We start from the raw sequence: 18,722 nt of genomic DNA on the forward strand, positions 1-18,722 counted from the left end.
CGATGGAGGGGACATGGGCGCCGGACACGGGCACGACCACGCCGGCGGCCGTCACCGCTGGCGCCTGGCCGTCGCGTTCGCGCTCGTCGCGGCCTTCTTCGGCGTCGAGCTCGCCGTCGGCCTTGCCACGGGCTCGCTGGCGCTCGTCTCCGACGCGGGCCACATGGCGGCCGACGTGGTCGCCCTCGGCGCCGCGCTGCTCGCGACGACGATCGCGACGCGTCCCGACGGCACGGGCCGCCGGACCTACGGGTCGTACCGTGCCGAGGTCCTCGCCTCCGGCCTGACCGTCCTCGTCATGCTCGGCGTGTCGGCGTACGTCGTCGCCGAGGCCGTCCACCGCGCCGGCCGGGCCGTCGAGGTCGCCTCCGGCCCGCTGCTACTGGTGGGCGGGCTCGGACTGGTGGTCAACCTCGCGTGCCTGGTGCTGCTGCGCGGCGGCGCGCGCGAGTCCCTCAACGTCAGGGGCGCCTACCTCGAGGTCCTCGCCGACGCCGTGGGCAGCATCGGGGTGCTCCTGGCCGGCCTGCTCGTCGCCCTCACCGGCTCGGGCCGGTGGGACACGGCCGTCGCGCTGGCGATCGGGGTCTTCGTCGCGGTGCGGGCGCTCCTGCTCGGCCGGGAGGTGCTCGCCGTGCTCGCCCAGCACGCGCCGCGGGGCGTCGACCTCGACGCCGTGGTCGACGACCTCGAGCGCGTTCCGGGGGTCGCCGAGGTGCACGACCTCCACGTCTGGACGCTGACGTCGGGGATGGACGTCGCGACCGCGCACCTCGTCGTCTGCGTGGGTGCCGACCCCCAGGTCGTCCTCGGCGCGGCGCAGTCGGCGCTCCGTGAGGGCCACGGGATCGACCACGCGACCCTGCAGGTCGAGGCCAATCCCGCCCGGGAGTGCCACGCCGCGACCTGGTGAGCGGGCGGGGGTAGCCGGGCCGGGGGTCGGCGGCCAGCGAGCCGGACGGCGATGTCTATGCTCGCAGCACGGAGCCCACCCGCTCCGACCCTCGAGCCACAGGAGCAGGACATGATCGGATTCCTCGTCGCCGGCCTCATCATCGGAGCGCTGGCCCGGCTCATCAAGCCCGGCAAGCAGAACCTCGGCATCCTCGCCACGCTCGGCCTGGGCCTCGTCGGCTCCCTGATCGGCGGCGTGATCGCGCAGTTCTTCGGCACCGGCAGCATCTGGGAGCTCAACGTCATCGGCTTCGTGCTGGCCGTCATCGCCGCCGTGCTGCTGATCGGCGTCGCTGAGTCGGTCGCCGGCAAGAACAAGAGCACCGTCTGACGGACTCGCGCCAGAGCAGCCGTAAGTCGAGTGACTGACTTGACTTCGGGTGCTGCTGGCGGTTCCATGCACCCGTGGACCCAGCGACCGGCCCGTCGAGCCCCGTGACCGCCCCGGACTCCGCCGGACCCGCGCGTCGCCCCCGCGACGTCATCCCCCTGCGCGAGGCGACCCGCGCCTGGTTCGCCATCTCGCTGCAGACCTTCGGCGGGCCGGCCGGACAGATCGCGGTCATGCAGCGCATGCTCGTCGACGAGAAGCGCTGGATCGGGCAGCAGCGGTTCCTCTTCGCCCTCTCCTACTGCACGCTGCTGCCCGGGCCGGAGGCGCAGCAGCTCGCGACGTACGTCGGGTGGCTGCTCAACGGCGTGAGGGGCGCGCTGATCGCGGGCGTCCTCTTCGTCCTCCCGGGCGTCGTGGCGCTGCTGGTGCTCTCCGGGGTCTACGTCGCCTTCGGCGACACCACCCTCGTCGAGTCCCTGTTCCTGGGGCTGGCGCCCGCCGTGATCGCCATCGTGGTGCAGGCGGTGGTCCGGGTGGGCCGCAAGGGGCTGGGCCACCCGGCCCTCGTGGCGCTGGCCGTCGCCTCCTTCGTCGCGCTGACCGCGTTCGGCGTCCCGTTCCCGGCCGTCGTGCTCGCGGCCGCGCTCATCGGCTGGGTGCTCGCCCGGCGCATCCCGACGTTGACCGCGCCGCCGAAGGTGGCCGCCGACGCCGGCCCGCCGCCGCTCATCAGCGACGACCAGCTGCACACCGAGCGGCCGTCGGGGCGCCGGGCGGCCACCACGCTCGTCGTGGGCCTTCTCGCGTGGTTCGTGCCCGTCGCGGTCGCTGCTCTGCTGTTCGGGCGCTCGAGCATCTTCGTCGACCAGGGCGTGTTCTTCTCCGGTGCCGCGCTCGTCACCTTCGGCGGCGCCTACGCCGTGCTGGCCTACGTCGCGCAGCAGGCGGTCGAGGTCTACGGCTGGCTGGCGCCCGGGGAGATGGTGCGCGGCCTGGCGCTCGCCGAGACGACCCCCGGCCCGCTGATCATGGTGGTCCAGTTCGTCGCGTTCGTGGGTGCCTATCGCGCCCCCGGCGACCTCGACCCGTGGGTCGCCGCCGTGGTGGCGGCGCTGCTGACGACCTGGGTGACGTTCGTCCCGTGCTTCCTCTTCATCCTGCTCGGGGCGCCGTACGTCGAGCGCCTGCGCGGCAACCGCGGCCTCGCCGCCGCGCTCGCGGGCATCACGGCGGCCGTCGTCGGCGTGATCGCGAGCCTGGCGCTGTTCTTCGCGCTGCACACCCTCTTCGACGACACGTCCCGGCTGGCGGCGGGTCCGCTGGACCTCGAGTACCCGGTGCTCGGCTCCCTCGACGTGCCCTCCCTCGCCATCACGGCCCTGGGCTGCGCCCTCGTCTTCTGGCGGAAGTGGTCGGTGCTCCGCACGCTCGGCGCGTGCGCGCTCGCCGGGATCGTGCTGGGCCTCGCGCTGGCCGCCTGACCCGGCGCGGATGGCGCCGGGCGCCGTGGGTACGGGAGCGGGTGTTCCTCTTCTTCAGCAACCGCCTCGGCTGTGCCGGCTCCGTGCTCGTCTCGCTGCTCGTGACCGTCGTCATCGTGGCGATCTTCATCCTCTGACGTCTCAGGCCTCCTCGGGGAGCACGCCCTCGCTGACGAACGGCAGCACGTCGGCGATCGAGTCGACCACGCGCGTCGGCCGGTAGGGGAAGTCCTGCACCTGGTGCCGCTCGGTCGCGCCGGTGGCCACCAGGACCGTGCGCATCCCGGCCTCGAGCCCGCTGATGATGTCGGTGTCCATCCGGTCGCCGATCATCACCGTCGTCTCCGAGTGCGCCTCGAGGCGGTTGAGGGCGCTGCGCATCATCAGCGGGTTGGGCTTGCCGATGAAGTACGGCGCACGCCCGGTCGCGGTGCTGATCAGCGCGGCGACCGACCCGGTCGCCGGCAGCATCCCCTGGGCGCTGGGGCCGCTGGGGTCGGGGTTGGTGGCGATGAACCTGGCGCCGTCGTTGATCAGGCGGATCGCCCGGGTGATCGCCTCGAACGAGTACGTGCGGGTCTCCCCGAGCACGACGTAGTCGGGGTCCTGGTCGGTCATGACGTAGCCGATGTCGTGCACGGCCGCGGTGAGGCCGGTCTCCCCGACGACGTACGCCGACCCGCCGGGCCGCTGGTCGTCGAGGAACTGCGCGGTCGCGAGCGCCGAGGTCCAGATCGACTCCTCGGGCACGTCGATGCCGCTGCTGCGCAGCAGCCGGACCCGCAGGTCGCGCGGGGTGAAGATCGAGTTGTTGGTCAGCACCAGGAACGGGACCTCCTGGGCGCGCAGCGCGGCGATGAACTCCTTGGCGCCGGGGATCGGGTCCTCCTCGCGCACGAGGACGCCGTCCATGTCGGTCAGCCAGGTGGTCACGGTGCGGGTGTCGCTCACCCGCACATTGTGTCGTCAGTCGGCGTGGCCGTGCACCGGGTGGCTGCGCTCGAGACCCGCTCCCTCGACGTCGACGTCCGGCAGCAGCCGGTCCAGCCAGCGCGGCAGCCACCACGCCGCCTCGCCGAGGAGGTGCATCGCCGCCGGGATCAGCAGCATCCGCACCACGAAGGCGTCGAGCAGGACCCCGAAGGCCAGGCCGAAGCCGATGGGCTTGATGGTCGCGTCGTGGGAGAAGACGAAGCCGGCGAAGACCGAGATCATGATGATGGCCGCCGCGGTGACCACGGCGCGTCCCGCGTGCAGCCCGTGCTGGACGGCGACGCGCGCCGGCGCGCCGTGGGCGTACGACTCGCGCATCCCCGAGACGAGGAACAGCTGGTAGTCCATGGCGAGGCCGAAGAGGATCCCGGTCGCGATGATCGGCAGGAAGCTGAGCACGGGGCCGGGCTCGTGCACCCCGAGGGCGTCGGCGAGGAAGCCGAGCTGGAAGATCGCCGTGATGCCCCCGAACGCCGCGAGCAGCGACAGCACGAACCCGAGCGTCGCGGTCAGCGGCACCAGGATCGAGCGGAAGACGAGCACCAGGATCAGCAGCGAGAGCCCGACCACCAGGACGAGGTAGGTCGGCAGCACGTCGGAGAGCTGCTCGGAGATGTCGATGTTGGCGCTGGCGTTGCCGGCGACGCCCAGGGTGGCCCGGCCGCCGTCGGTGGTCTGCGGGGTCATCTCGCGCAGGGCGTGCACGAGCTCCTGGGTCGACTCGCTGGAGGGCGCGCCGTGCGGGATGACCTGGAAGGCCAGCGCCGTGCGGTCCCGCGAGGCGCCGATGGGCACCACCGCCTCGACGGACCACATCGTGCCGATGCCCTCCGCGATCGCCGCCTGCTCGGCGACGACGGCGTCCTGGCCGATGGCGTCAGGCAGGTCGGCGACCACGAGCAGCTGCCCGTTGGAGCCGTCACCGAACTTCTCGGCCTGCACCTCGTAGGCCAGGTAGCCCGGGGAGTCGGGCGGCTGCGTGGACCCGTCGGGGAGCCCGAGCCGCATCTGCGTGGCCGGGGCGGCGACGGCGAGCAGCGCCACGACGCCGACGGCCAGCACGGCCCAGGCCCGGCCGGTGCCCATCGGCCGGTCGCGCTCGCCGGCCGTGTCGTCGTGCGCCAGCTCGCCGGCGGCCAGCCGCTCGCGCTCGCGCCGCCGCAGGATCCGCGTGCCGACGAGCGACAGGACGGCCGGCGTGAGGGTGACGGCCATCAGGATGGCGACGAGGACGGCGACGGCGCCGACCGTGCCCATCAGGCCGAGGAACCCGACGCCGGTCACGTTGAGCGCCAGCAGCGCGACGATGACGGTGACGCCGGCGAAGACGACCGCGTTGCCCGACGTGCCGTTGGCGATCCCGATCGACTCGTGGACCTCGGCGCCGCGCTTCAGCTGGCGGCGGTGGCGGTTGATGATGAACAGCGAGTAGTCGATGCCGACGGCGAGACCGAGCATCACACCCAGCACGGGCGTGACGGAGACGAACTCCACGAGCCCGGAGAACGACAGCGACGCCAGCGAGGCGACGCCGACGCCGAGCAGGGCGGTCAGCAGCGGCAGCGCAGCTCCCAGGAGGGTGCCCAGCATGACGGTCAGCACGACGGCGGCGATGACGACGCCGGCGACCTCGCCCGGACCGAGGATCGAGGGCACGGTCTGCGCGATCTCCTGCGAGGGGTGCAGCTGCACGCCGTCGATGCCCGGGTCGGCGACCACGGCCTCGACGTCGGCCCGCGTCTCCTCGCTCACCTCGTTGGTCGGCGTGGAGAAGACCACGTTGGCCACGGCCGCCGACCCGTCCTCGGAGACCGTGCGGAACCCGGAGGAGAGCCGGGCCAGCACGGCCGCCTGCTCGAGCCGCGGGGCCTGTGCCTCCACCTCGGCGCGGCGCCCGTCGAGCTCGGCCTGCCCCTCGTCGAGCTGCCGCTGCGCGGCGGCGAGCTGACGGCGTACGTCGGCCAGGGTGCCGGCGTCGCGCGCCTGCGCGCGCTGCTGCGCGAGGGCGTCGCGACCCAGGTCGATGCGTGCCTGGGCGTCGCGGAGCTCCTGCAGGCCCTTGCTCAGCTGCTGCTGGCCCTCGGCCACCCGCGCGGCCGACTCGTCGACCTGGTCCTGGGTCCGGAACGGGTCGCTCACGTCGGCGACCCCCTCGACCTGCGCCAGCCGGTCGAGGAGGTCGACCAGCGCCTCCTCCTGCTCCTCGGTGAAGCGGGAGCCGTCGGTCGTCTCGACGACGATCGAGCCGTTGCCGCCGCCGGTGCCCTCGAAGTCGCGCGCGAGCTGCTCGGAGACCCGCGTCGTGGGGGTGTCGGGGAGGGAGATCGACGACGACAGCGCCCCCGCGAACGACACGTACGTGACCGCGGTGACCGCCAGCACGGCGAGCCAGGCGCCGACGACGGTCCAGTGCCGGCGCGCCGCGAAGCGTCCGATGCGGTAGAGGAGCTCGGCCATGGGGGGAGTCGTGCCTTTCGTGGGAGCGGTCAGCCCGCGTGCCCGACGCGGAGCCGGTGCAGCAGGCGGTCGACCAGCCGGTCCCAGTCCGCGCGGGCCACGGCCGGGACGTCGGCGGTCAGGTCGGGGTGTTGCGCGAGCCAGTGCCCCGCGAGGAGGGTCAGGCCGTTGGTGAGCAGGGTCAGCGTCAGCTCGAGGTCGAGCGGGTCGAGGTGCGGTGCCCGGTCGAGCAACCGGCCGCGCAGGCGGCCACCGACGTGCTCGAACGCCCTCCGCGAGATGGCGGCCGCCCGCTCGTCGCCGGCGGCAGGAGCGCCCAGGACGCGGTGGATCGTGACGATCGCCGTGGCGAGGTCCACCTCCCGGGTGGCCTCGACGAGGGCGTCCAGGGCGGCGCGCCCGCCGGCGGTGCCCGTGGGGAGGTCGCCGGTCAGCCGGTCCACCGCCGCGAGGAGGTCGGCGGTCGCCTCGGCGAGCACCTGGTCGCACACGGCGACGAGGAGCTGCTCAATCCCCCCGAAGTGGTTGAAGACGGTGCGCCGCGAGACGCCCGCGAGCGCGGCGACCTGGTCGATGGTGAAGCCGCGCGCGCCCCGCTCGCTGGCGAGCGCACGTGCGGCGTCGACGAGCGCGCGGCCGTGCTCCTCGCGCACGGCGCTGCGGCCGTCGGGGGCGGGAGGGGGCAGCACACGTCGATTGTTGCACTCAGTGCAAAAACTGCCCTGTTCCTGCGGGGTGCGAGGATCTGCGGCATGTCAGGGGAGCGGCCGGTGGCCGCGGAGCGCGAGCCGGCCGGGCTGGGCGCCTGGTCCGCAGCGGTTCTCGTGTTCGGGTCCTCCGCCGCGGTGCTCGTCGTCGAGCTGGCCGCGCTCCGGCTGCTGGCGCCGTACTTCGGCCTGACACTCGAGACCAACACGCTGGTCATCGGGCTCGCGCTGGCGGCCATCGCGGCCGGCACCTGGGCCGGGGGCTGGACGGCGGACCGCGTCGCGCCGCGCACGCTGCTCGCGCCGCTGCTCGGCGTCTCCGGGGCCGCGGTCGCGCTGACGCCCGTCGTGGTCCGCGGCTCGGCCGCAACGGGCCCCGGCGCGCTGATGCTCGCCGCGACGCTGTCCATCCTGGTCCCGGGGGCGCTGCTCTCGGCGGTGAGCCCGGTGGTCATCAAGCTGCGGCTCACCAGCCTGCGCGAGACCGGGTCGGTCGTGGGCCGCCTGTCCGGCATCGGGACGGTCGGGGCGATCGCCGGCACGGTGGTCACCGGATTCGTGCTGATCTCCCGCGTGCCGGTCAGCGCGATCCTCGTCGGGCTCGGCGTGCTGCTGCTGGCGACGTCGGTGCTCGTCCAGGCGGCGGGCCGGCGCGGCCGCGGGGACCTGCTGCTCGGGGCGGTCGTGGCGCTCGGCGGCCTGGGCGCGAACCTCGCCCCGAGCGGCTGCGACACCGAGACGACGTACCACTGCCTGGCCATCGACGCCGATCCCGACCGCCCGACCGGGCGGACCCTCGTGCTCGACGGCCTGCGCCACTCCTACGTCGACCGCGAGGACCCGACCTTCCTGGAGTTCGAGTACGTCCAGGCGATGGCGTCGGTCGTCGACACGGCGTACCCCCCGGGCGAGCCGATCCGCGCCCACCACCTCGGCGCCGGCGGGCTGACGCTGCCGAGGTACGTCGCCGCGACCCGCCCGGGGTCGGCCAGCACGGTGTCCGAGATCGACGGCGGCGTGGTGGCCGCCGACGAGCGGCTGCTCGGCGACGACTTCCCCGCCGGTACTGACGTGCGGGTGGAGGACGGCCGGCTCGCGATCGACGGCCTCGGTGCCCGGAGCCTCGACCTGGTGGTCGGCGACGCGTTCGGCGGGGTCAGCGTGCCGTGGCACCTCGCGACGCTGGAGGCGCTCGACGGGCTGGGCCGCGCGCTGGACGACGACGGCCTCTACGTCGCCAACGTCATCGACCACGGACCGCTGCACTTCGCCCGCGCCTACGTGCGCACGACGGCCGAGGTGTTCGGGGAGGTCGCGCTCCTCGCCGACCCGCGGGTGCTGGCCGGCGAGGACGGCGGCAACCTCGTGGTGGTGGCGTCGCGCTCGCCGGTGGACGTCGCCGCGATCCTCGACCGCATGGCGGCACGCGGGCTCGGCTGGGGAGCGCTGGCCGGCGACGAGCTGGACACCTGGACCGGTGCCGCGCCGGTCCTCACCGACGACTTCGCCCCGGTCGACCAGCTGCTGACGCCGTACGGCGCCTGAGCCGAGCGCCGCCGCCGTACCCTCGGAGCGTGGACGACGACACCCCCGCCCTGCGCGCCCTCGCGGCCAGCGGCATCGCGCACACGGTCACCCGGCACGGCCGGGTCGGGTCGCTCGCCGAGGCCGCCGCGGCACGAGGGGTGGAGCCCTCGGCGATCGTCAAGACGATGGTCGTGCGTCGCGGCGAGGGCGACCACCTCTTCGTGCTCGTGCCCGGCGACCGGCAGATCTCGTGGCCGAAGCTGCGGGCGCTGCTCGGCGTGAACCGCATCTCCCTGCCGGACGCCGAGGCGGCCCGCGCGGTGACCGGCTACGAGCGCGGCACCATCACGCCCTTCGGCTCGGCGAGCGCCCTCCCGGTCGTCGCCGACGAGCGGATCGCCGGCACGGTCGTCTCCCTCGGTGCCGGCGCCCACGGCGTGGCCGCGACGCTCGCCGGCGACGACGTCGTACGCCACCTCGGCGCGCAGGTGGCGGACGTCACCGACCCGGCGTGAGCCCCGCGTGCGTCCCGAACCCGAGCGTGGCCCCAGCAGACGCAGATCGGGCCGGCCCACGGAGGACCGGCCCGATCGGCTGGCGGTGACGGAGGGATTTGAACCCTCGGTGGACTTGCGCCCACAAACGCTTTCGAGGCGTTCTCCTTAGGCCGCTCGGACACGTCACCGCCGGGAAGGCTACCGGAGGGAGCGCGCGAGGATGAAACCGGCGCCGGTCGAGCGGACCGGTCGTGTGGACCGCCGAGCGGGCCGACGCGACGGCCGGCTGCTCCGGCCGGGCCGGTCCCCGCGGCCCGTCATCCCCCGTAACGCCTCGACCCCGATCCCGGGTAACGCCTCGAAGCGTGCACTCCCGCCCGCACCGGTGGGGGCGGGAGTGCACAGATGGAGGCGTTACCCGGGCGGCGGCGCGCCTCACCGGGGCGGGAGTGCACTCACCGAGGCGTTACCCGGGCGGGCGCGCGCGTCACCGGGTGGGGCCGACGTAGCAGAGCATCCGGTAGTCGGTGCCCTCCTCGATCGTGACGAAGCCGTGCCGCTCATAGAACCGGCGGGTGTCGACGTCGACCTCGTCGACGTTGATGTGCATCTCGGGGGAGCCGAGCTCGCGGACGAGGCGGCGGCACCGCTCGAGGACCTGCGTGCCGATGCCGTGGGAGCGGCGATCGGGCACGACGTAGAGCTCCTCGAGCTGGGAGACGGGACCGTCGAACCAGATGGCCGGCCGCAGGCTGACCAGGGCGAACCCGACGGCCCGTCCGTCGTCCTCGGCCAGGACCGCGACGATGCCGTCCAGGCCGAGGATGCGACCGAAGCGCGCGGCCAGCACGTCGACGTCGTCGGTCTCGGTGTCGAACTCGGTGTTGAAGTCCCACAGCAGGCGGGCCAGCACGTCGGCGTCGGTCGCGCTCGCGCGGCGGACGACGGTCATCGCACGTCCGGGGACAGCGGCGGGGACAGCGGCTGGGACCGGTGGCCCGCGAAGAAGCCGTCGAGCAGCGCGGCGGACTCGGCGGCGAGCACGCCGGACACGACCTCGGGCCGGTGGTTGAGCCGGCGGTCGCGCACGACGTCCCACAGCGACCCGACGGCGCCGAGCTTGTCGTCGTACGCGCCGAAGACGAGGCGGTCGACCCGGGCCAGCACCAGGGCGCCGGCGCACATGGTGCACGGCTCGAGGGTCACGACCAGGGTGCAGCCCGCGAGCCGCCACTCGCCGCGCGCGGCGGCAGCGCTCCGGAGGGCGACGACCTCGGCGTGGCCGGTGGGATCGGCGTGCGCCTCACGCGTGTTGTGGCCGGTGCCGATGACGGTGCCCGCCTCGTCGACGACGACGGCGCCGACCGGTACGTCGTCCGCGCCGAGGGCAGCCTGCGCCTCGGCGAGGGCGAGGCGCATGGCGTCGTCCCAGGGGGCGGCACGGGTCATGCGGACGTGAGCCCCACGGCGTCGTCGAAGAGCTCCCCGAACCCCAGCTGCCGTGCGACCTCCGAGAGCATCTCGTCGGGGTAGAGCTCCACGTCGTCGAGCAGGGCGCCCATGTCGATGGCGTGCAGGCCGAGGTCGCCGAGGAGGTCGAGGTCGCCGGCGGGCACCTCGACGTCGTCGTCCTCCGGCGGCGGCAGGCCGAGGAAGTCGATCGCCGACTGCGCGAGCTCCCACTCGTCGGCGGCGGTGACGTCGGAGAGCAGCACCCGGGTGCGCGGGCCGTCCACGCGGACCAGCACGAAGAAGTCCTCGTCGATCGCGACCATCCCGACCGCGCCCTCGTCGCGGGAGACCTGGCGCAGCGCGTGGCTCAGGGAGTCGATCGTCTCGTAAGCCGGCGGCGCGATGTCCTGGAGCTGCCAGACGCCGTCCTCGCGGAACGCGACCAGCGCGAAGTCGACCTCGCCGTTCTGCTCGGACATCGACGCGACCTCCCACGCGCTGCGGACTCGTCCAATGTCCCAGAAAGGCGGGGGTGCGCCAACCCTCTTTCGTCTCGTTCGGGAACAAGCGCCGCCACTAGGGTGGCCCCCATGCGCCTGCACGTGGTCAACCACCCCCTCGTCTCCCACAAGCTGACGGTCCTGCGCGACGCGCGCACCGACTCGCCGACGTTCCGCCGGCTGACCGACGAGCTGGTGACGCTGCTGGCCTACGAGGCGACGCGGGAGGTCCGCGTCGAGTCGGTGGACATCACCACGCCGGTGTGCCCCACCACGGGCGTGCGCCTCGCCTCGCCCAAGCCGATGGTCGTGCCCATCCTGCGCGCCGGGCTCGGCATGCTCGACGGGATGATGCGGCTGCTGCCCACGGCCGAGGTCGGCTTCCTCGGCATGGTGCGCAACGAGGAGACGCTCGAGGCGTCGACGTACGCCGAGCGCCTGCCCGAGGACCTGTCGGGCCGCCAGTGCTACGTCCTCGACCCGATGCTGGCCACCGGCGGCACCCTCGCCGCCGCGATCCGTTTCCTCACCCACCGCGGCGCGGACGACATCACCGCCATCTGCCTCCTCGCCGCACCCGAGGGCGCCGAGAACCTGGAGAAGGGCCTCGAGGGGCTCGACGTCCCGGTCACGGTCGTCACCGCGGCCCTCGACGAGAAGCTCAACGACAAGGGCTACATCGTGCCGGGCCTCGGCGACGCGGGCGACCGGTTGTACGGCGTCGCGCACTAGCCCGCCGCTCCCCGCGGTCCCCCGGTCGAGTGCGCCGGCGGTAGTGGTCGCCGCAGGACTGCGCACTCGACGCCGGTGCTGCATGGTCGAGTGCGCATGAGGTGGCAGCCGCCGAGGCGCGGACCCCTCAACCGAGGGTGGGTACGCCGAGCGCGATCAGGTCGCGCATGACCTCCGCGGGCTCGTGCCGGAGCTCCCACGCCGAGCACTGCACGACGAGCAGGCGGGCGCTGCCGAGCCGCCGGTTGCGACGTCGGTCGGACGTGGACTGCTGGGGGTCGTCGTGGAAGCCGCCGTCGACCTCCAGCACCAGCACGCGTCCATCCGGCAGCAGCCACTCGGCGTCGGTGTAGCGCGTCCGGCCGCGGCTGTCGCGTCGCCTGTTCTGCGATCGAGGCGGCCGTACGCCGAAGTCCCGGCACGCTCTTCGCAAGTCGACCTCGGCCATCGAGTGGGCGCCGTCGCTCACCTCGGCCAGCAGAGCGCGCAGGTCGCGCGACCTGCGCAGTGGCGCCAGGCGGTCGATCCAGTGCACGAGCGCGTCGGCGGTCGTGAGGCGCTGCTGCACCGTGGCGGCGACGGCACCGAGCGCCGTACGCAGGCGAGGTTCGTGCGCGGCGAACATGAGCACCGCGGGCTCGAGGCGGCACGTGGGCAGGTCGCCCGACCCGAGCAGGACGTCGTAGGGCCGTCGGGTCCGGAAGAAGCGGTAGCCCGGCAGTGGCTCGAAGCTCAGGGGGTTGGCGACCAGGATCGTGATGTCGGCGCGCTCCCAGCGCGTCAACCCCCGCACGGCCGCCGCGCTCAGCGCGCCGACCATCGCGCTGGGGCCGCCGTGGAGCACCCCCAGCCAGAGCGCCTGGTCGGGCGAGAGCGGGCCCGTCGTCGTGCTGACGACCTCACCGGACCGTACGGCCCAGCGACCGACGCAGGTGGTTGCGGACCTCGCCGCGCGACACCCCGAGCTCGCGCAGCTGCCGGTGGCTCAGCAGGCCCGCCTGCGACCGTGCGAGCTCCGTCCAGCGAGCGTCCCCCATCGGCGCAGTCTGCGCCGGCGCGGCGGTCCTCCGCGCGGCTCGTCCACAGGCGTCGCGGGGTCGAGTGCGCACTGACGCAGCGACTACTACCGCGGGAGCACTCGACCGCGGCTCGTCGGTCAGCCCAGCGTGGAGACGCGGGCGATCAGCTCGGGGGTGAACTCGACCTGCTGGTGCTCGTGATCGGGGTTGTTGACCTCGTCGATGAGCAGGTCGGCGGCGGTGCGGCCCAGCGCCTGGCGCGGCTGGCGCACGGAGGTGAGGGGCACGGCGGCGCCCGCGGCGAAGGCGATGTCGTCGTAGCCGACGATGGCGAGGTCCTGCGGGACCCGCTGCCCGGTGGAGATCACCTGCTGCAGCAGCCCGAGGGCGACGAGGTCGTTGGCGCAGAAGACGGCGGTGGGCCGGGCCCGCTTGGGAAGCCCCGCCAGCCGCTCGCCGGCCACGCGACCCTCCTCCACCGACAGCGCCTCGGTCTGCACGTGGATGAGGTCGGTGTCGCGGTGGCCGGCGTCCCGCCACGCATCGCACGCGCCCTCGTAGCGCTCCCGCACCTGGCCGATCGAGACGGGGCCGCCGACGTACGCGACGCGGGTGTGGCCGCGGTCGACGAGGTGCTCGATGGCCATGCGTCCGCCGAGCCGGTCGTCGACGGTGACCGAGCAGAACGAGCCGGATGTGGTGGCGCGGTCGACGATCACCACGGGCGTGCCCTGGAGCGTGATGCGCTCCAGCTCCGCCGACTCCGGGTCGACCGGCGTGATGAGGATGCCGTCGACCCGCTGCTGCTGCAGGTGCTCGAGGTGGGCCCGCTCGCGGGCGTCGCGCCCGTCGCTGTTGCACAGGAACAGGGACAGGTCGGCCTTCTCGGCAGCCAGCTCGATGCCCCGGGCGACGTCGGTGAAGAACGGGTTGGTGGCGTCGAGCATGACGTAGGCGAAGGTGTTGCTGCGTCCCATCCGCAGCTGGCGCGCGGTCTCGTTGAGCACGAAGCCGAGCTCGGTCATTGCGCGCTCGACCCGCTCGCGGGTCCCGGCGCTGACGCGGTCGGGACGGTTCAGCACGTTGGACACCGTGCCGAGGGAGACCTGCGCGCGCTCCGCGACGTCCTTCACGGACGGGCGGCGCCCGTTGCGGGGCGTGGCGCTGCGCTTCGACATCGGGCTCCTCGGCCTCAGGGGACCTCCGGAGAGTAGTGGACAGGGCATGAGGAGTGAAACGTCACAGAAAAGTTCGATCAGTGCTTGACGGATGTGATGGCCGCCACTTACGGTCTAACCCGTTCTGAAACCTTTCAATGCAAGGACGCCCATGCCCGCCACCTCCACCGCCGCACCGGTGCTCGAGCTGCGCGACGTCTCCAAGTCGTTCGGCCCCGTGGTCGCCCTCCGCGCCGGCAGCCTCGCCGTGGACGCGGGCTCGATCCACGCGCTCATCGGTGAGAACGGCGCCGGCAAGTCCACCCTCGTCAAGGTCGTCGCCGGCGTCCACCGCCGCGACTCCGGCGTGTTCCGGCTGGGCGGGGAGGCGGTCGACTTCGGCTCGACGGCCGAGTCCAAGCAGGCCGGTGTCGCGGTCATCTACCAGGAGCCGACGCTCTTCCCGGACCTCTCGGTCACCGAGAACATCTTCATGGGCCGCCAGATCCTCGCCCGCGGCCGCCGCGTCGACCGCCAGGCGATGTACGCCGAGGCGGAGCGGCTCTTCGAGCGCCTCGGGGTGCGGATCGACCCCCGCCGGCCGGCCGAGGGGCTCTCCATCGCCGACCAGCAGATCATCGAGATCGCCAAGGCCATCTCGCTCGACGCGCGGCTGCTGGTGATGGACGAGCCGACCGCCGCGCTGAGCGGAGTCGAGGTCGACCGGCTGTTCGCCGTCGCTCGGAGCCTGCGCGACGAGGGTCGTGCCCTCGTCTTCATCTCCCACCGCTTCGACGAGGTGTTCGCGCTGTGCGACACGGTCACCGTGATGCGTGACGGCTCCTACGTCGACACCCGGCGCATCGACGCGACGACGCCGTCCGAGCTGGTCTCGCTCATGGTCGGCCGCGACGTCGACGAGCTGTTCCCCAAGGTCGCCGCCGAGATCGGCGAGCCGGTGCTGCAGGTCCGCGGGCTCAGCCGCGCGGGCGTCTTCCACGACATCGACCTCGAGGTCCGCGCCGGCGAGATCGTCGGCCTGGCCGGGCTGGTCGGCGCGGGACGCAGCGAGGTGGCCCGGGCCGTCTTCGGGGTCGACGCCTACGACTCCGGCTCCGTGGCCATGGGCGGCAAGACGGTGCGACCGCGTGACCCGCGGTCGGCGATCCGCGCCGGCATGGCGTTCATCCCCGAGGACCGCCGCAAGCAGGGCCTCGTCATCGACTCCTCGGTGACCCGCAACGTCGCCGGCGTCATCCGCCGCAGCATCGCCAAGGCCGGCCTGCTGACGGGTGCGATGGAGAACCGTGCGGCCGGCCCCTGGGCCAGGCGCCTCGAGGTCAAGACCAGCGCGCTCGACATGAACGCCGCCACCATGAGCGGCGGCAACCAGCAGAAGGTCGTCATCGCGAAGTGGCTGGCCACCGACCCCAAGCTGCTGATCATCGACGAGCCCACCCGCGGCATCGACGTCGGCACCAAGGCCGAGGTGCACCGCCTGCTGTCCGAGCTGGCGGGTCAGGGCCTCGCGATCCTGATGATCTCCTCCGAGCTCCCCGAGGTCCTCGGCATGGCCGACCGCGTCGTCGTGCTGTGCGAGGGACGCATCACCGCGGAGCTCGACCGCGCCGAGGCCACCCCCGAGGCCGTCATGCACGCCGCCACCCACCACCTGGAGGACGCCCGATGAGCCACACCGACGTCGAGCGCCCCGAGACCGCTGACGTGCCCGCCAGCGAGGCGCTGCTGGTCGAGCCGAGCCGCCTGTCGCCGACGCGCCGAGCGGTCACGACCGTCCTCCGCTCGCGCGAGCTGTCGATCTTCCTGGTGCTGGTGGCCGTCGTGGTCCTCGCGACGAGCAAGAACAACGGCTTCCTGTTCAGCGCCGACGGCTGGCGCAACTTCCTGCTGAACCCGTCGATCCTGCTGCTGCTGGCCGTGGGCCAGGCGGTCGTGATCATCACCCGCAACGTCGACCTGTCGGTCGGATCGGTGATGGCGCTGACCGCCTACCTCACCGGACGGCTCTTCATCGAGCAGCCCAACCTCCCGATCGTCGCGGTGCTGGCGGCGTGCCTGCTCCTGGGCGCCGTCCTCGGCCTCGTCAACGGCGCGCTGGTCGCGTACGGCGGCGTACCGGCCCTCGTGATCACCCTCGGCACGCTGTACATCTACCGCGGCATCATGCTCACCTGGGCCGGCAGCGACCGGATCAACGCCGGCGACCTGCCGCGCGAGTTCCTGCAGCTCGGCACCCGGTCCGTGCTCGGGGTGCCGCTGCTGACGATCCTCGCGCTGGTCGTCCTGGCCGCGGTCGGCTACTACCTCCACACCGCACGCGGTGGCCGCGAGCTCTACGCGATCGGCTCCGACCCCGACGCCGCCGTGCTCTACGGCCTGCCCGTGCGCCGCCGGCTCCTCGCCGCGTTCGTCCTCAGCGGTGCGCTGGCGGGCCTCGCCGGCGCCCTCTACACCGCCCGCTACGGCACCGTCAGCTCGAGCGTCGGCAGCGGCATCGAGCTGCAGGCGGTCGCCGCAGCGGTCATCGGCGGCATCGCGATCTTCGGCGGCAGCGGCACGGTGTGGGGCGCGGCGATCGGCGCCTTCCTGCTCGTCACCATCAACCGGGCCCTGCCCAGCCTCGGCATCGAGGACTTCTGGCAGCGCGCCGTGGTCGGTGCGCTCATCCTCGGCGCGATCGTCCTCGACCGCGTCCTCGCCCGCCGACAAGCACGCAAGCTCGCCGAATCGAGGGACCACTCATGAGCACCGCGACCCAGGCTCCGGCTGCGCCGACCCGCACGTACGCCGACTACTCGGCGCCGCTGTGGAAGCGCCTGCTGCTGACCCGCGAGACCGCCGTCATCGCGCTGACCGTCGCGGTCTTCGTCTACGCGACGCTCAACGTGGAGAACTTCGACGGTCCGCTGACCGTGAAGTTCCTGCTCCAGGACATCGCGCCCATCCTGCTGATCGCCCTGCCGATGACGCTGATCATCATCACCGGCGAGATCGACCTGTCGGTCGCCAGCATCATGGGCCTGAGCAGCGTGCTGCTCGGCGTCTTCCACGACAGCGGCATGTCGATCCCGGCCGCCGCGGCCCTCGCCCTGCTGGCCGGGCTCGCGTGCGGCGCCCTGAACGGCTTCCTCGTCGCCTACGTCGGACTGCCGTCGCTGGCCGTCACCATCGGCACGCTCGCGCTCTTCCGCGGCATCGCGGTCGGCCTGCTGGGCACCACGGCCATCACCCAGTTCACGGACACGTGGGCCGACCTCGCCACCGACACGATCGGCGAGACGCGCATCCCGCTGGTGATGATCCCGTTCGCGGTGCTCGCGATCGCGTTCACGGTGCTGCTGCACTTCTCCACCTTCGGCCGCGGCGTCTACGAGATCGGGCTCAACGACGAGGCGGCGCACTTCACCGGCGTCGACGTCGCCCGGACGAAGTTCATCCTCTTCGTCCTCTCCGGCGTGGTGTCGGCCTTCGCCGGCATCTACTTCACGCTGCGCTACGGCTCGGCCCGCGGCGACAACGCCACCGGGTACGAGCTGCAGGTGATCGCCGCGGTGCTCCTGGGCGGCGTCTCGATCTTCGGCGGCCGCGGCCGGCTGCACGGCGTGCTCGCCGGCGTCGTGCTGATCGGCGTCATCTCCAGCGCCCTGCGCCTGGAGTCCGTGACGGTCAACGTCACCAACATCATCGTCGGGCTGCTGCTCGTGGCCTCGGTGGTGCTCCCCAGCGTCCTTGGGTGGGCCGGCTCGCGGCTGCCCCGCAAGGCATCAGCGGATCCTGCGGGACCGCGCCCCGACAAGGACGCGGCGACCGCCGGCGTCTGAACACTCGAAAGGTAGGACCAGATGAAGTTCCAGAAGAGGCGGACCACCGCACTCGCGGCGCTTGCCCTGACGGCGACGTTCGCCTTCGCCGGCTGCGGCAGTGACGACGGCGGCAACGGCGGCTCGTCAGGGTCCGGCAGCGAAGGTGGCGACCTGAGCATCACGATGCTGCCGAAGAACCTCGGCAACCCGTACTTCGACACCAGCACCGACGGCGCCGAGGCGGCCGCGGAGGAGATCGGCGCCGAGCTGGAGGAGGTCGGCCCGGAGACCGCCAGCCCCGACGCCCAGGTGTCCTACATCAACACCGTCGCCCAGCAGGGCCAGGACGCCCTGATCCTCTCGGCCAACGACCCCGAGGCGCTGTGCGACGCGCTCGAGGAGGCCCGCAGCGCCGACGTCAAGATCGTCACCTTCGACGCCGACACCAACCCCGAGTGCCGCGACCTGTTCGTCAACCAGGCCACCGCCGAGGGCATCGCCGCCAAGCAGCTCGAGCTGATCTCGGAGCAGATCGGCGGCGAGGGCGAGATCGCCATCCTGTCGGCCGCCGCCAACGCGACGAACCAGAACGCGTGGATCGAGATGATGGAGACCGAGCTCGCCGAGAACCCCGACTACGCGAACATCGAGCTGGTCGACACGGTCTACGGCGACGACGACGACCAGAAGTCGTTCGACCAGACCGAGGCGCTGCTGCAGAACCACCCCGACCTCAAGGGCATCATCAGCCCGACCACGGTCGGCATCGCCGCCGCGGCCCGCTACCTCTCCGACAGCGAGTACAAGGGCAAGGTCGCGCTGACCGGTCTCGGCACCCCGAACCAGATGCGCGAGTACGTCGAGAACGGCACGGTCGAGGCGTTCGCGCTGTGGAACCCGGGTGACCTCGGTGCCCTCGCGACGTACGCCGCGGCCGCGCTGGCCAACGGCGACATCTCCGGCGAGGAGGGCGACACCTTCGAGGCCGGCGACCTGGGCGAGTTCGAGGTCGACGCCGACGGCGTCGTCCTGCTGGGCGAGCCCTTCACCTTCAACGCCGACAACATCGGGGACTTCGACTTCTGAGT

General features: G+C 72.9%; 19 protein-coding genes and 1 tRNA gene. 10 read left to right on the plus strand and 10 right to left on the minus strand.

Annotated elements, in window-relative coordinates; translation table 11 throughout:
- Window positions 1–13 precede the first annotated feature (13 nt).
- The 3 genes from J3P32_RS08940 (at window position 14) to chrA (ending at window position 2,769) form a co-directional block, all read left to right on the plus strand.
- A complete protein-coding gene (locus J3P32_RS08940) occupies window positions 14–913 on the plus strand; it encodes a cation diffusion facilitator family transporter (RefSeq protein ID WP_210439440.1) in 900 nt (299 codons plus the stop codon).
- A gap of 111 nt (window positions 914–1,024) precedes the next feature.
- A complete protein-coding gene (locus J3P32_RS08945) occupies window positions 1,025–1,285 on the plus strand; it encodes a GlsB/YeaQ/YmgE family stress response membrane protein (RefSeq protein ID WP_210439441.1) in 261 nt (86 codons plus the stop codon).
- 74 nt (window positions 1,286–1,359) lie between these two features.
- Entirely contained in the window at window positions 1,360–2,769 is a 1,410-nt protein-coding gene (chrA, locus tag J3P32_RS08950) for a chromate efflux transporter (protein ID WP_307807821.1), read from the plus strand.
- A 141-nt stretch (window positions 2,770–2,910) separates the two neighbouring features.
- Here the strand turns inward: chrA and J3P32_RS08955 are convergent, their stop codons facing one another.
- Genes J3P32_RS08955 through J3P32_RS08965 form a run of 3 tightly spaced genes read right to left on the minus strand, consistent with a single transcriptional unit; the run spans window position 2,911 to window position 6,908 of the window.
- Complete coding sequence (locus J3P32_RS08955; RefSeq protein WP_210440720.1) at window positions 2,911–3,681, minus strand: HAD-IIA family hydrolase; 771 nt, start codon at window positions 3,679–3,681, stop codon at window positions 2,911–2,913.
- Between the two features lie 54 nt (window positions 3,682–3,735).
- A complete protein-coding gene (locus J3P32_RS08960; RefSeq protein WP_210439442.1) occupies window positions 3,736–6,219 on the minus strand; it encodes an MMPL family transporter in 2,484 nt (827 codons plus the stop codon).
- Window positions 6,220–6,248: 29 nt separating this feature from the next.
- The gene (locus J3P32_RS08965; RefSeq protein WP_210439443.1) at window positions 6,249–6,908 is read right to left on the minus strand and encodes a TetR/AcrR family transcriptional regulator; all 660 of its coding nucleotides are present in this window, start codon (window positions 6,906–6,908) and stop codon (window positions 6,249–6,251) included.
- A gap of 63 nt (window positions 6,909–6,971) precedes the next feature.
- Here J3P32_RS08965 and J3P32_RS08970 point away from each other — a divergent pair, with 63 nt between their 5' ends.
- Entirely contained in the window at window positions 6,972–8,471 is a 1,500-nt protein-coding gene (locus tag J3P32_RS08970) for a fused MFS/spermidine synthase (RefSeq protein ID WP_210439444.1), read from the plus strand.
- A 29-nt stretch (window positions 8,472–8,500) separates the two neighbouring features.
- Window positions 8,501–8,968 carry an aminoacyl-tRNA deacylase gene (locus tag J3P32_RS08975; protein ID WP_210439445.1) on the plus strand — a complete coding sequence of 156 codons (468 nt, stop codon included), beginning with the start codon at window positions 8,501–8,503 and terminating at the stop codon, window positions 8,966–8,968.
- 80 nt (window positions 8,969–9,048) lie between these two features.
- Here J3P32_RS08975 and J3P32_RS08980 read toward each other — a convergent pair.
- From J3P32_RS08980 to J3P32_RS08995, 4 genes are all read right to left on the minus strand, one after another.
- A tRNA-Ser gene (locus tag J3P32_RS08980) sits at window positions 9,049–9,138 on the minus strand.
- Between the two features lie 299 nt (window positions 9,139–9,437).
- On the minus strand, window positions 9,438–9,902 hold the full coding sequence (locus J3P32_RS08985) for a GNAT family N-acetyltransferase (protein WP_210439446.1): 465 nt from the start codon (window positions 9,900–9,902) through the stop codon (window positions 9,438–9,440).
- Window positions 9,899–10,369 carry a tRNA adenosine(34) deaminase TadA gene (gene tadA / locus J3P32_RS08990; RefSeq protein ID WP_210440721.1) on the minus strand — a complete coding sequence of 157 codons (471 nt, stop codon included), beginning with the start codon at window positions 10,367–10,369 and terminating at the stop codon, window positions 9,899–9,901. The genes J3P32_RS08985 and tadA overlap by 4 nt, the downstream gene beginning before the upstream one ends.
- 26 nt (window positions 10,370–10,395) lie before the next feature.
- Window positions 10,396–10,881 carry a tRNA adenosine deaminase-associated protein gene (locus tag J3P32_RS08995; RefSeq protein WP_210439447.1) on the minus strand — a complete coding sequence of 162 codons (486 nt, stop codon included), beginning with the start codon at window positions 10,879–10,881 and terminating at the stop codon, window positions 10,396–10,398.
- A gap of 111 nt (window positions 10,882–10,992) precedes the next feature.
- On the opposite strand from J3P32_RS08995, the gene upp reads away from it, so the two are divergent.
- The gene (upp, locus tag J3P32_RS09000) at window positions 10,993–11,634 is read left to right on the plus strand and encodes a uracil phosphoribosyltransferase (protein ID WP_210439448.1); all 642 of its coding nucleotides are present in this window, start codon (window positions 10,993–10,995) and stop codon (window positions 11,632–11,634) included.
- Window positions 11,635–11,761: 127 nt separating this feature from the next.
- Here upp and J3P32_RS09005 read toward each other — a convergent pair whose 3' ends face one another.
- The 3 genes from J3P32_RS09005 to J3P32_RS09015 form a co-directional block, all read right to left on the minus strand.
- A complete protein-coding gene (locus J3P32_RS09005; RefSeq protein WP_210439449.1) occupies window positions 11,762–12,478 on the minus strand; it encodes a PDDEXK family nuclease in 717 nt (238 codons plus the stop codon).
- 55 nt (window positions 12,479–12,533) lie between these two features.
- Entirely contained in the window at window positions 12,534–12,671 is a 138-nt protein-coding gene (locus tag J3P32_RS09010; RefSeq protein ID WP_210439450.1) for a hypothetical protein, read from the minus strand.
- A 119-nt stretch (window positions 12,672–12,790) separates the two neighbouring features.
- Window positions 12,791–13,831 (minus strand): LacI family DNA-binding transcriptional regulator, encoded by a 1,041-nt coding sequence (locus tag J3P32_RS09015; protein WP_210439451.1) that lies wholly within the window; start codon window positions 13,829–13,831, stop codon window positions 12,791–12,793.
- Window positions 13,832–13,982: 151 nt separating this feature from the next.
- Here J3P32_RS09015 and J3P32_RS09020 point away from each other — a divergent pair, with 151 nt between their 5' ends.
- From J3P32_RS09020 to rhaS, 4 genes are read left to right on the plus strand one after another with little or no spacing between them, the layout of a single operon-like run.
- Window positions 13,983–15,500, plus strand: coding sequence for a sugar ABC transporter ATP-binding protein (locus tag J3P32_RS09020; RefSeq protein ID WP_210439452.1), 1,518 nt, complete (start codon window positions 13,983–13,985; stop codon window positions 15,498–15,500).
- Window positions 15,497–16,576: an ABC transporter permease gene (locus J3P32_RS09025; RefSeq protein WP_210439453.1), complete on the plus strand. Its 1,080-nt coding sequence runs from the start codon at window positions 15,497–15,499 to the stop codon at window positions 16,574–16,576. Before J3P32_RS09020 ends, J3P32_RS09025 begins: the two co-directional genes overlap by 4 nt.
- A complete protein-coding gene (locus tag J3P32_RS09030) occupies window positions 16,573–17,652 on the plus strand; it encodes an ABC transporter permease (RefSeq protein ID WP_210439454.1) in 1,080 nt (359 codons plus the stop codon). The genes J3P32_RS09025 and J3P32_RS09030 overlap by 4 nt, the downstream gene beginning before the upstream one ends.
- A 21-nt stretch (window positions 17,653–17,673) precedes the next feature.
- Window positions 17,674–18,720, plus strand: coding sequence for a rhamnose ABC transporter substrate-binding protein (gene rhaS, locus J3P32_RS09035; protein ID WP_210439455.1), 1,047 nt, complete (start codon window positions 17,674–17,676; stop codon window positions 18,718–18,720).
- Window positions 18,721–18,722 lie beyond the last annotated feature (2 nt).

Source organism: Nocardioides xinjiangensis (assembly GCF_017916385.1).
GTDB lineage: Bacteria > Actinomycetota > Actinomycetes > Propionibacteriales > Nocardioidaceae > Nocardioides > Nocardioides xinjiangensis.